The sequence below is a fragment of the Pseudomonas sp. SGAir0191 genome (genome assembly GCF_002812565.2).
GTDB classification, from domain to species: Bacteria; Pseudomonadota; Gammaproteobacteria; order Pseudomonadales; family Pseudomonadaceae; genus Aquipseudomonas; species Aquipseudomonas parafulva_B.
Genome location: NZ_CP025035.2, coordinates 372,573 through 385,008, shown reverse-complemented (window position 1 = coordinate 385,008; position 12,436 = coordinate 372,573). Strand labels below are relative to the sequence as shown.

Below are 12,436 nucleotides of genomic sequence, written 5' to 3'. Positions count from 1 at the left end.
TCCGAGGAACCTGCAATGAGCCTACCTGATCCTGCCGCGCTGATCCGGCAGATGGCTGTCGACCTTCGCGCCCATCTGGCCCGCCGTGCCATCGCCGAGCCACGCTACATCGGCATTCGCACCGGAGGCGTGTGGGTGGCCCAGGCGTTGCAACAGGCCATGGACGACACCAGTGCCATGGGTACGCTTGACGTGTCGTTCTATCGAGACGACTTCAGCCAGAATGGCCTGCACCCGCAAGTGCGCCCCTCGGCGCTGCCATTTGAGATCGAAGGCCAGCACCTGGTGCTGGTGGACGACGTGCTGATGAGCGGTCGCACCATTCGCGCCGCCCTCAACGAACTGTTCGACTACGGCCGTCCGGCCAGCGTCACCCTGGTCTGCCTGCTGGACCTGGATGCAGGCGAGCTGCCCATCCGCCCGAATGTGCTCGGCGCCACCTTGTCACTGGCGGCCCATGAACGGGTAAAATTGACCGGACCCGCACCGCTCGCCCTCGAGCGCCAGGACCTCGCCCCCGCTACCGCCCTTTAAGAGTCCCCCGCGATGACGCCAATCGACGCCAAGCGCCCGCTGCAGCTCAATGATCAGGGCCAGCTGCGCCATTTCCTTTCGCTTGACGGTTTGCCCCGCGAACTGCTGACCGAAATCCTCGACACTGCCGATTCCTTCCTGGAAGTCGGCGCCCGCGCCGTGAAGAAGGTGCCCCTGCTGCGTGGCAAGACGGTGTGCAACGTCTTCTTCGAGAACTCCACCCGCACCCGGACCACGTTCGAGCTGGCCGCCCAGCGCCTGTCCGCCGACGTGATCAGCCTGAATGTGTCGACCTCCTCGACCAGCAAAGGCGAGACGCTGTTCGATACCCTGCGCAACCTTGAAGCCATGGCCGCCGATATGTTTGTGGTGCGCCACTCGGATTCAGGCGCGGCGCACTTCATTGCCGAGCACGTGTGCCCGGAGGTGGCCGTGATCAACGGCGGTGACGGCCGCCATGCGCACCCGACCCAGGGCATGCTCGACATGCTTACCATTCGCCGGCACAAGGGCGGCTTCGAGAACCTCTCGGTTGCCATCGTCGGCGATATCCTTCATTCGCGCGTGGCGCGTTCGGACATGCTCGCGCTCAAGGCGCTGGGCTGCCCGGACATTCGCGTGATCGGCCCGAAAACCCTGATCCCGATCGGCATCGAGCAGTATGGCGTGAAGGTGTACACCGACCTGGCCGAAGGCCTCAAGGACGTCGACGTGGTGATCATGCTGCGCCTGCAGCGTGAGCGCATGGCCGGTGGCCTGCTGCCCAGCGAAGGCGAGTTCTACCGCCTGTTCGGCCTGACCACTGCCCGCCTGGCAGGGGCCAAGCCGGACGCCATCGTCATGCACCCCGGTCCGATCAATCGTGGAGTGGAAATCGAATCTGCCGTGGCCGATGGCAAGCATTCGGTGATCCTGAACCAGGTCACCTACGGGATCGCCGTGCGCATGGCCGTGCTATCCATGGCCATGAGCGGGCAAAACGTACAACGTCAACTCGACCAGGAGATCGCCCAGTGAGCATCAGCATTCTTGGCGCCCGGGTCATCGACCCTCAAAGCGGCCTTGACCAGGTCACCGACCTGCACCTGGAGGGCGGCCGCATTGCCGCCATGGGCGCCGCGCCCGTTGGCTTTACCGCCAACCGCACCCTTCAGGCCGATGGGCTGGTCGTCGCCCCTGGCCTGGTGGACCTGGGCGTGTCGCTGCGCGAGCCCGGCTATAGCCGCAAAGGCACCATCGCCAGCGAGACCCGCGCGGCCGTGGCCGGTGGCGTGACCAGCCTGTGCTGCCCGCCGCAGACCCGCCCGGCCCTGGACACCTCGGCGGTGGCCGAGCTGATCCTGGACCGCGCCCGCGAGGCGGGCAACAGCAAGGTTTACCCGATCGGCGCGCTGACCAAGGGCCTGGAGGGGGAACAGTTGGCCGAACTGGTGGGCCTGCGTGACACCGGCTGCGTCGCGTTCGGCAATGGCCTGAAGGAAATCCCCAACAACCGCACCTTGGCCCGTGCGCTGGAATACGCCGCCACGTTCGACCTGACGGTGGTGTTCCACTCCCAGGACCGCGACCTGGCCCAAGGCGGCCTTGCCCATGAAGGTGCCATGGCCAGCTTCCTGGGTTTGCCCGGCATTCCCGAAACTGCTGAAACCGTGGCGTTGGCGCGCAACCTGCTGCTAGTGGAGCAGACCGGCGTCCGCGCCCACTTCACCCAGATCACCAGCGCCCGTGGCGCGCGGCTGATTGCCCAGGCGCAAAGCCTTGGTTTGCCGGTCACTGCCGATGTCGCGTTGTACCAGTTGATCCTGACCGACGAATCGCTGCGTGAATTTTCCAGCCTGTACCACGTGCAACCGCCACTGCGTAGCGCTGCCGATCGCGATGGCCTGCGCGAGGCGGTGAAAACCGGCGTGATCCAGGCGATCTCCAGCCATCACCAACCTCATGAGCGCGATGCCAAGCTGGCCCCCTTCGGCGCCACAGAGCCGGGTATCAGCAGCGTGGACGTGTTGCTGCCATTGGCCATGACGCTGGTGCAGGATGGCTTGCTCGACCTGCCGACCTTGCTGGCGCGTCTGACCTGTGGCCCTGCTGGTGCCATGCGGCTGCCGGCTGGCCAGCTGAAGGTTGGCGCTGCGGCTGACTTGGTGGTGTTCGATCCACAGGCCTCGACCTTGGCCGGTGAGCACTGGTACTCCCGTGGCGACAACTGCCCGTTCATCGGGCACTGCTTGCCGGGTGCCGTGCGCTATACGTTGGTCGATGGGCGTATCTGTCACGAGGCTTGAGCCAGGTGGGCCGGTCAAAGGGTTGCGCGGCGGTTTAGGGTTTTAGCTTCGCAGCTTGTATTGTTGGGGCCGCTGCGCGGCCCATCGCGGCACGAGGCCGCTCCTACAGGGAGGGTGGTGCACCTGAGGGGAGCAATCGCCTTGCAGCGTATTTGTGAGGCTTACTGATTCCGGTGTAGGAGCGGTCTTGTGCCGCGATGGGCCGCACAGCGGCCCCAACGATACGCGCTGCGAGCCAAAATCCCTGGGCTGCTGCGTTCCCCCTCGGGGTGCTTCCCCAGAACCTGGGCACCCCCCGCCACTGATCCCGAACCCCGCCCCCCTCGAACCGTTCATCCCCCACGGTTGAAATCCCGCCCTGCACCCCCATATGAGTTTGCAACAGGCATTTTCGCCCCGCTGCGTGGAGACTCTCCCTTGACCACCATCGTTTCAGTCCGCCGCAATGGCAAAGTCGTCATGGGCGGCGACGGCCAGGTATCCCTCGGCAACACCGTGATGAAAGGCAACGCCAAGAAAGTGCGTCGTCTGTACCACGGTCAGGTCATCGCGGGCTTTGCCGGCGCCACTGCCGATGCCTTCACCCTGTTCGAACGCTTCGAAGGCCAACTGGAGAAACACCAGGGCCACCTGATTCGCGCGGCCGTGGAACTGGCCAAGGAATGGCGTACCGACCGTTCCCTCAGCCGCCTCGAAGCCATGCTGGCCGTGGCCAACAAGGATGCTTCGCTGATCATCACCGGCAACGGTGACGTGGTCGAACCTGAAGACGGCCTGATCGCCATGGGTTCCGGCGGCGCCTACGCCCAGGCCGCAGCCCGTGCACTGCTGAACAAGACCGACCTCTCGGCCCGCGAAATCGCCGAGACCGCGCTGAACATCGCCGGTGACATCTGCGTGTTCACCAACCACAACCTGACCATCGAGGAGCAGGACCTGGCCGAGTGATCAGCTGCTCTGGCGCCCCGTCCCGGTGACGGGGCTTTTCCACGCTGAATCATTCGTATCAGGACCCTATTGATCATGTCCATGACCCCCCGCGAGATCGTCCACGAACTCAACCGCCACATCATTGGCCAAGACGACGCCAAGCGCGCCGTGGCCATCGCCTTGCGCAACCGCTGGCGGCGCATGCAGCTCCCTGCCGAGCTGCGCGCCGAAGTGACGCCCAAGAACATCCTGATGATCGGCCCCACCGGCGTGGGCAAGACCGAGATCGCCCGGCGCCTGGCCAAGCTGGCCAATGCCCCGTTCCTCAAGGTCGAAGCCACCAAGTTCACTGAAGTGGGCTATGTGGGCCGCGATGTGGAATCCATCATCCGCGACCTGGCCGACGCGGCCTTGAAGATGCTGCGTGAGCAGGAAATCATCCGCGTGCGCCACCGCGCCGAAGATGCCGCCGAAGAGCGCATCCTCGATGCCCTGCTGCCACCGGCACGGGTCAGCAGCTTCAGCGAGGAAGCCGCCCAGACCAGTTCCGATTCCAACACCCGCCAGCTGTTCCGCAAGCGCCTGCGCGAAGGCCAGCTGGACGATAAGGAAATCGAAATCGAGGTGGCCGATGCCGTGGGCGTCGAAATCGCCGCGCCTCCTGGCATGGAAGAAATGACCAATCAGTTGCAGAGCCTGTTCGCCAACATGGGCAAGGGCAAGCGCAAGTCGCGCAAGCTGAAGGTTCGCGAAGCGCTGAAAATGGTGCGCGACGAGGAGGCTGGTCGCCTGGTCAATGAAGAAGAGCTCAAGGCCAAGGCGCTGGAAGCGGTCGAGCAGCACGGTATCGTGTTCATCGACGAGATCGACAAGGTCGCCAAACGCGGCAATGTCGGCGGTGCCGATGTCTCCCGTGAGGGTGTGCAGCGCGATCTGCTGCCGCTAATCGAAGGCTGCACGGTCAATACCAAGCTGGGCATGGTCAAGACCGACCACATCCTGTTCATCGCCTCCGGCGCGTTCCACTTGAGCAAGCCGAGCGATCTGGTGCCTGAACTGCAAGGTCGCCTGCCGATCCGCGTGGAGCTCAAGGCCCTGACGCCGGAAGATTTCCAGCGCATCCTGCGCGAGCCGCATGCCTCGCTGACCGAACAGTACCAGGCACTGCTCAAGACCGAAGGGCTCAACATCGAGTTCGTCGAGGATGGCATCAAGCGCCTGGCCGAGATCGCCTACCAGGTCAACGAGAAAACCGAGAACATCGGTGCCCGTCGCCTGCACACGTTGCTCGAACGCCTGCTCGAAGAGGTGTCGTTCAGCGCTGGCGACCTGGCCAGTGCCCATGACGAAGCGCCGATCCAGATCGACGCAGCTTACGTGAATAGCCACCTGGGCGAGTTGGCCCAGAACGAAGACCTGTCCCGCTACATCCTGTAACGGGCCTGCGCCAGGCTGCAAGCGAGCCCGTGCGGCGCTTGCAGCCTGGCGATACAGGTTTTTTGCTCAAGAAGCTGGCGAGCGCTTCTTGCAGCGGGTAGCGTGCGGTGTGTAACTCAAACAGAGATCACGCCCATGGCTCGCATGCCTACCGCCATCAACCTGCACAAAGCCTCCAAGACCCTGCGCCTTACCTACGGGCCCGATGAGGTCTACCACCTGCCCGCCGAATTCCTGCGCGTGCACTCCCCCTCCGCCGAAGTCCAGGGGCACGGCAACCCCATTTTGCAGTTTGGCAAGGTCAACGTCGGCCTCGTCGGACTGGAGCCGGCGGGTCAATACGCCCTGAAACTTACCTTCGACGACGGCCATGACAGCGGCCTGTTCACCTGGGAATACCTGGAGCAGCTGTGCCTGCGGCAGGATGCCTTGTGGGCCGAATACCTCGAGGCACTGCACAAGGCCGGCAAGACCCGTGACCCTTCGCAGTCCGTGGTCAAGCTGATGCTTTAGCCGCTCCCCTCGCACGCGCTCTCGTCCGACATGCCGGACCAACTGACAATGATAAGGAGCTTACGACAGCGCCAGGTTGCTTCGCGCCTGAAACTCGGGTAACCAGTAGAAGTGGCCATTTACCAGCATGGCGCTGCAGGCGCCTGATCGTCCGTAGCACTGCAGGACGCGGTCACGGATTACCCGAGTAGCGGTATCGGGGACACGTCGGTGCACCCTCGCCAGCCGGTACTCGTCTCAGACAACGGAGCGTCGCGGATGAGTAACAACAACAATGAAGATCAGCAGCAGAGCCCGCAACGCGCCACGGGCCTGAACCCGATGGTCGGCGTTCGACGCAAGGACCTGTTGGGCACGGCCCAGACCGTGCTGCGCCAGGCTGTGCGTCAGCCCCTGCACAGTGCCAAGCACGCGCTTGCCTTCGGGCTCGAACTGAAAAACGTGATGCTGGGCAAATCGAGCCTTGCCCCTGCCAGCGATGATCGCCGCTTCAACGACCCGACCTGGTCACAGAACCCGCTTTACCGACGTTACCTGCAAAGCTACCTGGCATGGCGTAATGAACTGCAGGCCTGGATCAGCAGCAGTGACCTGCCCCCTGAGGACATCAGCCGCGGGCAGTTCGTCATCCAGCTCATGACCGAAGCGCTGGCGCCTACCAATAACCTGTCCAATCCTGCCGCGCTCAAGCGTTTCTTCGAGACCGGCGGCAAAAGCATGCTCGATGGTCTGTCCAACCTGGCCAGGGACGTGGTCCACAACGGCGGCATGCCCCGCCAGGTGAACATGGATGCTTTCGAAGTGGGCAAGGACCTGGGCAGCACCAGCGGCGCGGTCGTGTACCGTAACGAGGTGCTGGAATTGATCCAGTACAGCCCCCTCACCGAGCAGGTGCATGAGCGGCCACTGCTGGTGGTGCCACCGCAGATCAACAAGTTCTACATCTTTGATCTGTGCCCGGAAAAAAGCCTGATGCGCTTCTGTCTGGACGCCCGGCAACAAACCTTCATGGTCAGTTGGCGCAACCCGACCAGGGCGCAGCGTGACTGGGACTTGTCTACCTATGTGCAGGCACTTGGCGAGGCGGTGGACGCCGTGCTGAGCATCACCGGCAGTGCGACCCTGAACATGCTCGGTGCATGCTCAGGAGGGATTACCTGCACCGCGTTGCTGGGTCATCTAGCGGCGCGTAATGAAACCAAGGTCAATGCCTTGACCCTGCTGGTCAGCGTGCTGGACGCCACGCTCGACAATGCGCTGGCATTGTTCGTCGACGACCAGGCGCTGGATGCGGCCAAGCGTCAATCCCAGCAGGCGGGGGTACTCGAGGGCAGCGACCTGGCCCGGCTGTTTGCCTGGATGCGTCCCAATGACCTGATCTGGAACTACTGGGTCAACAATTACCTGCTCGGCAATGAGCCGCCGGCGTTCGACATCCTGTACTGGAACAACGACACCACGCGCCTGCCCGCCGCATTCCATGCCGACCTGATCGAGATGTACAGGCGCAATCCGCTCACCCGTCCCGGTGGCCTCACCGTCTGCGGTACCGCCATCGACCTCAAGCAGGTCAAGTGCGACCTCTTCAGCGTGGCGGGCAATGCCGACCATATTACGCCTTGGCAGGCCTGCTATCGCTCGGCGCGACTGTTCGGCGGCAAGGTCGAGTTCGTGCTGTCCAACAGCGGGCACATCCAGAGCATCATCAATCCGCCCGGCAATCCGAAGGCGCGCTTTCAGGCTGGGGATGGCCAGCATGACGATCCGCTTGCCTGGCAACAGGACGCCGTCAGGCACGTCGATTCATGGTGGCTGCACTGGCAGGGCTGGTTGGCCGACCGAGCCGGGGCATTGATCGAGGCACCGGGCCACTTGGGGTGTCGCAGCCATCCTGCAGCCGAAGCTGCGCCAGGCAGCTACGTGCACCAGCGTTGAACCCCTGCGCCGTGGCCACCTGCGCGGTGCCAAGGCGTTTACCTGCTTCAGGAGCCATGCGCATGCCGTCACCTTACGTGTTCAAAACGGTCGAGCTCGATGGTCTGTCCATCCGTACCGTCGTGCGTCCAGGTCAGTCGACCTTGGCGCCCTTGCTGATCTTCAACGGCATCGGAGCCAACTTCGAGCTGATATTTCCGTTCATCGAAGCACTGGACCCCGACCTGCAGGTCATCGCCTTCGACGCCCCAGGTGTGGGCGGTTCATCCACGCCGCAGCGGCCTTATCGGTTTTCAGGGCTGGCCCGGCTCGCCGCTCGGCTGCTCGACACGCTAGATTACGGCCAGGTCAACGTCATCGGCGTGTCGTGGGGAGGCGGGCTGGCTCAGCAATTCGCCCATGACTACCCGCAGCGCTGCCGAAAACTCATCCTGGCTGCCACGGCCGCAGGCGCGGTCATGGTACCTGGCAAGCCAAAGGTGTTGTGGAGCATGGCCAGCCCCCGCCGGTACGTAGACCCCTCCCATGTCATGCGCATCGCGCCGCTGGTGTATGGCGGCGGGTTTCGCCGGGATCCGCACTTGGCGCTAAAGCACGCGGCCACGGCACGCTCGGCTGGCAAGCTGGGTTATTACTGGCAACTGTTCGCGGCACTTGGCTGGACCAGCATCCATTGGCTGCACAAGCTCCGCCAGCCCACCCTGGTGCTTGCCGGGGATGACGATCCGTTGATTCCGCTGGTGAACATGCGTCTGCTGGCCTGGCGTATCCCCAATGCGCAGTTGCACATCATCGATGATGGTCATCTGTTTCTGATCACCCGGCCACACGCCATCGCGCCGGTCATCATGAAGTTTCTGGCCGAGCCAACCTGAAACGCCCCATTCGCGATCACCGGCCGAACCGGGCCGAACGGCCGGTGTCCAGATTCAGGCAAGTGCCTTGTCCAGCGCCCGCTCGATTTCGCCCTTGATGGTGCCGCTCATCATCGACATCATCATGCCGAGCTTGAGATCGACACGGATGCTGTCCTGGCCGATGTGCACGCTGCCGTTCGCGCCGCTGCGTGCCACATCGACGCGGTCGCCATCCCACGAGGCCTTGAGGTCATACTCGCGGCTGAGGCGGTCCACCAGCGCTTGGGCCTTGGCACGGGCGGCGTCGCGCCCGAGGGTGTGTTTGCGTTCGACGCTGATCTGGGTCATGCGGGTGTTCCTGAACATGTAGACATAATCGGCATTATGCCCGCCCCCGCCTGGCGGCACACCCCGCCAAGACAAATCCGCTCGTTCGCCCTAGAATGGCGTCAATTAATTTCGGTGAAGCGATATGAACGACCAGCGCAAAGGCGACCACGCCGAACCCACGACCCATTTTGGCTACCAGGACGTGCCTGAAAGCCAGAAGGCGCGCAAGGTCGCCGAAGTGTTCCACTCGGTGGCGGCCAAATACGACCTGATGAACGACGTGCTGTCCGGCGGCATGCACCGCCTGTGGAAGCGCTTCACCATCGAGCTGTCGGGCGTTCGCAGCGGCAACCGTGTGCTGGACATCGCCGGCGGCACGGGCGACCTGGCAGCCAAGTTCTCGCGCCTGGTGGGCCCGACCGGGCACGTGGTGCTGGCCGACATCAACGAGTCCATGCTCAAGGTCGGCCGCGACCGCCTGCTGGACCGTGGCGTGGCCGGTAACATCGAGTTCGTCCAGGCCGACGCTGAAAAGCTGCCGTTTCCGGACAACCATTTCGACTGCGTGACCATCGCCTTCGGCCTGCGCAACGTCACCCACAAGGAAGACGCCATTCGCTCCATGCTGCGCGTGCTCAAGCCGGGTGGCCGCCTGCTGGTGCTGGAGTTTTCCAAGCCGACCAACAAGCTGATGTCCAAGGCCTACGACGCCTACTCGTTCGCCTTCATGCCCCTGGCCGGCAAGCTGATCACCAACGATTCCGAGAGCTACCGCTACCTGGCCGAATCGATCCGCATGCACCCTGACCAGGAAACCCTCAAGGCCATGATGGTGCAGGCCGGGTTCGACCGGGTGACCTACCACAACATGACCAGCGGCATCGTGGCCGTGCACCGGGGGATCAAGCCCTGATGCTCATGGCCGGTCTGCTCGCCAGCGCCGAACATGGCCTGAACCGCGTCCTGCGCATGGACAGCACGGCATTGCCAAGGCTAGCGGCGCTGGAAGGCAAGGTCATCGAGATCGACTGCCGCCAACCGGCCATGCAGGTCTTCATCCTGCCCGACGAGCAGGGCCTGATGCTGGCCAGTGCCTGGGAAGGCGAGGTCGACTGCCGGTTGAGCGCGCCGGCGGCAAGCCTGGCGCACCTGGCGTTGTCGCGAGACAAGACGGCAGTCCTGCACAGCCCACGTGTGGCGTTGCACGGCGATACCGCGGCCCTGCTCGATCTGTTCGGCATTCTCCAGGACCTGGAGCTGGACTGGGAGCATGAGCTGCAGAAGTGGCTGGGCCCTGTGCCCACGGCCCTGATCGCAGGGCACATCCGCCTGCGCACCCGGTGGACCCGTCAAGGCCTGGCACGCCTGAGCCAGAGCCTGTCCGAGTATCTGGCGGAAGAATCGCGTACGCTGGTAGGCAAACGCGAAGCCGAGGCCGCCTTCAGCGAACTCGATGCCATGAAGGTCGATACAGAACGCCTCGAGGCGCGCATCCTGCGCCTTTCCCGATCCCTTGATTCCAGCGATAACGCATGAAGCTGCTCGCCTTCCGCCGCCTTTTCCGCATCCAGCGCGTCGTCATCCGCTACCGGCTCGATGACCTGCTGTTCGACTACCCTCTGCCCTGGTGGTTGATGAGCCTGCGGCTGCTGCTGCCGTGGCGCTGGCTACCGCGTCGCGCCTCCGAGCTGAGCCGCGGCGCGCGGTTGCGCATGGCGCTGCAGGACCTGGGGCCTATCTTCATCAAGTTCGGCCAGCTGTTGTCTACCCGGCGCGACTTGCTGCCCACTGACATTGCCGACGAGCTGATGCTGCTCCAGGATCGGGTGCCGCCGTTCGACCCGCAAAAAGCCGTGGCGCTGATCGAAGCCCAGCTTGGGGCCAAGGTGGGTGAGGTGTTCAGCCGCTTCGACGTGGAGCCCCTGGCGTCCGCATCAGTGGCGCAAGTGCACGCCGCGCGCCTGAAAAGCGGTGAAGAAGTGGTGGTCAAGGTGGTACGGCCGGGGCTCAAGCCAATCATCGCTGCCGACATTGCCTGGCTGTTCCTGATCGCCAAGGGCGCCGAGCGCCTTTCTGCCGATGCACGTCGCCTGCACCCGGTGGAGGTTGTCGGCGATTACGAGAAAACCATCTACGACGAACTCGACCTGCTTCGCGAGGCGGCCAACGCCAGCCAGCTGCGGCGCAATTTCGAGGATTCCGAGCTCATGTACGTGCCCCAGGTCTATTGGGACTGGTGCCGGCCCAAAGTGCTGGTGATGGAGCGTATCTACGGCGTGCCGGTGACCGACATGGCTACCCTCGCCGATCAGCGCACCGACATGAAGATGCTGGCCGAACGCGGCGTCGAAGTGTTCTTCATGCAGGTGTTTCGTGACAGCTTCTTCCATGCCGACATGCACCCGGGCAACATCTTCGTGAGCACGGTCAAGCCGTGGAGCCCCAAGTACATCGCCATCGACTGCGGCATCGTCGGCAGCCTCACCGATGAAGACCAGGATTACCTCGCGCGCAACCTGATTGCCTTCTTCAAGCGCGACTATCGCCGCGTCGCCCAGCTGCACATCGACTCGGGCTGGGTACCGGCCAACACCAAGGTCAATGAGTTCGAAGCGGCCATCCGCACCGTGTGCGAGCCGATCTTCGAAAAACCCCTCAAGGACATTTCCTTCGGCCAGGTGCTGATGCGCCTGTTCCAGACCGCGCGCCGCTTCAACATGGAAGTGCAACCTCAACTGGTGCTGCTGCAGAAGACCCTGCTCAACATCGAAGGCCTGGGGCGTCAGCTGTACCCTGAACTGGACCTGTGGAGCACGGCCAAGCCTTACCTTGAGCGCTGGATGCGCCAGCGCATGAGCCCCAAGGCCTTGCTGGGCAACCTGCACAGCCAGGCTGAGCAGTTGCCGCACCTGGCCAACATGACCCGGGACTTGCTCGAACGACTGTCGCAACCGCACCTGCACGACCCCAAGATGCCAGAGCGCCGAAATGGCGACCATTGGGCCCTGCGCCTGCTCGGTGCCGGCTTGCTGGGCGGGGGTGTGATCCTGGGCGGTGTCGCCCTGCAGGCCGGTAGCCTGGCGGCCGCCACGGCGTGGCCGGCCTGGTTGATGCTGGCCGCAGGCCTTTACCTGATCGTGCGCCAATAGCCAGCCGCGCCCATGGCTGGCACACTAGCGCAAAAGGCCCGCGACGCAGACGGGCCCGTTTTGGAGTCGACGATGAAAGACTGGCTGGACGAGATCAAGTGGAACAGCGATGGCCTGGTGCCGGCCATCGCCCAGGACCACAAGACCGGACGCGTGCTGATGATGGCGTGGATGAACCGTGAAGCACTGGCATTGACCGCTACCGAGCAACGCGCCATCTACTGGTCGCGCTCGCGCGGTAAACTGTGGCGCAAGGGCGAGGAGTCGGGCCATGTGCAAAAGCTTCACGAAATGCGCCTGGACTGCGACGCCGACGTGATCATCCTCATGGTCGAGCAGGTGGGCCACATCGCCTGCCATACCGGCCGGGAAAGCTGCTTCTACCGCGTCTACGCAGACGGCCAATGGGCCACCGTCGACCCGGTCCTGAAAGACCCGCACGCCATCTACGACGCAGGACACTGAC

13 protein-coding genes are annotated in these 12,436 nt (G+C 63.8%); 12 read left to right on the top strand and 1 reads right to left on the bottom strand.

What is annotated here, in order from left to right; all coding sequences use genetic code 11:
* Positions 1 to 15 precede the first annotated feature (15 nt).
* From pyrR to phaZ, 8 genes are all read left to right on the top strand, one after another.
* Positions 16 to 534, top strand: coding sequence for a bifunctional pyr operon transcriptional regulator/uracil phosphoribosyltransferase PyrR (pyrR, locus tag CWR53_RS01665; protein WP_100850649.1), 519 nt, complete (start codon positions 16 to 18; stop codon positions 532 to 534).
* A gap of 12 nt (positions 535 to 546) precedes the next feature.
* Positions 547 to 1,551: an aspartate carbamoyltransferase catalytic subunit gene (locus tag CWR53_RS01660; RefSeq protein WP_058604064.1), complete on the top strand. Its 1,005-nt coding sequence runs from the start codon at positions 547 to 549 to the stop codon at positions 1,549 to 1,551.
* Complete coding sequence (locus tag CWR53_RS01655) at positions 1,548 to 2,819, top strand: dihydroorotase (protein ID WP_100850648.1); 1,272 nt, start codon at positions 1,548 to 1,550, stop codon at positions 2,817 to 2,819. Before CWR53_RS01660 ends, CWR53_RS01655 begins: the two co-directional genes overlap by 4 nt.
* Positions 2,820 to 3,236: 417 nt before the next feature.
* Entirely contained in the window at positions 3,237 to 3,767 is a 531-nt protein-coding gene (hslV, locus tag CWR53_RS01650; protein ID WP_023533032.1) for an ATP-dependent protease subunit HslV, read from the top strand.
* 75 nt (positions 3,768 to 3,842) lie between these two features.
* On the top strand, positions 3,843 to 5,186 hold the full coding sequence (hslU, locus tag CWR53_RS01645) for an ATP-dependent protease ATPase subunit HslU (protein WP_058604290.1): 1,344 nt from the start codon (positions 3,843 to 3,845) through the stop codon (positions 5,184 to 5,186).
* A gap of 135 nt (positions 5,187 to 5,321) precedes the next feature.
* Positions 5,322 to 5,699, top strand: a complete 378-nt coding sequence (locus tag CWR53_RS01640; protein WP_058604289.1) for a gamma-butyrobetaine hydroxylase-like domain-containing protein — start codon at positions 5,322 to 5,324, stop codon at positions 5,697 to 5,699.
* Positions 5,700 to 5,957: 258 nt separating this feature from the next.
* On the top strand, positions 5,958 to 7,634 hold the full coding sequence (gene phaC, locus CWR53_RS01635) for a class II poly(R)-hydroxyalkanoic acid synthase (RefSeq protein ID WP_100850647.1): 1,677 nt from the start codon (positions 5,958 to 5,960) through the stop codon (positions 7,632 to 7,634).
* A gap of 62 nt (positions 7,635 to 7,696) precedes the next feature.
* Positions 7,697 to 8,509 carry a poly(3-hydroxyalkanoate) depolymerase gene (phaZ, locus tag CWR53_RS01630; RefSeq protein WP_100850646.1) on the top strand — a complete coding sequence of 271 codons (813 nt, stop codon included), beginning with the start codon at positions 7,697 to 7,699 and terminating at the stop codon, positions 8,507 to 8,509.
* 54 nt (positions 8,510 to 8,563) lie between these two features.
* Here phaZ and CWR53_RS01625 read toward each other — a convergent pair whose 3' ends face one another.
* Complete coding sequence (locus tag CWR53_RS01625; protein ID WP_023533042.1) at positions 8,564 to 8,839, bottom strand: polyhydroxyalkanoic acid system family protein; 276 nt, start codon at positions 8,837 to 8,839, stop codon at positions 8,564 to 8,566.
* 124 nt (positions 8,840 to 8,963) lie between these two features.
* Here CWR53_RS01625 and ubiE point away from each other — a divergent pair, with 124 nt between their 5' ends.
* From ubiE to hisI, 4 genes are all read left to right on the top strand, one after another.
* Entirely contained in the window at positions 8,964 to 9,734 is a 771-nt protein-coding gene (ubiE, locus tag CWR53_RS01620) for a bifunctional demethylmenaquinone methyltransferase/2-methoxy-6-polyprenyl-1,4-benzoquinol methylase UbiE (protein WP_058604286.1), read from the top strand.
* The gene (locus CWR53_RS01615) at positions 9,734 to 10,357 is read left to right on the top strand and encodes an SCP2 domain-containing protein (protein WP_058604285.1); all 624 of its coding nucleotides are present in this window, start codon (positions 9,734 to 9,736) and stop codon (positions 10,355 to 10,357) included. The genes ubiE and CWR53_RS01615 overlap by 1 nt, the downstream gene beginning before the upstream one ends.
* Positions 10,354 to 11,970, top strand: a complete 1,617-nt coding sequence (gene ubiB / locus CWR53_RS01610) for a ubiquinone biosynthesis regulatory protein kinase UbiB (protein ID WP_058639874.1) — start codon at positions 10,354 to 10,356, stop codon at positions 11,968 to 11,970. The genes CWR53_RS01615 and ubiB overlap by 4 nt, the downstream gene beginning before the upstream one ends.
* A gap of 72 nt (positions 11,971 to 12,042) precedes the next feature.
* The gene (gene hisI / locus CWR53_RS01605) at positions 12,043 to 12,435 is read left to right on the top strand and encodes a phosphoribosyl-AMP cyclohydrolase (protein ID WP_058604283.1); all 393 of its coding nucleotides are present in this window, start codon (positions 12,043 to 12,045) and stop codon (positions 12,433 to 12,435) included.
* The last annotated feature ends 1 nt before the right edge of the window (position 12,436 follow it).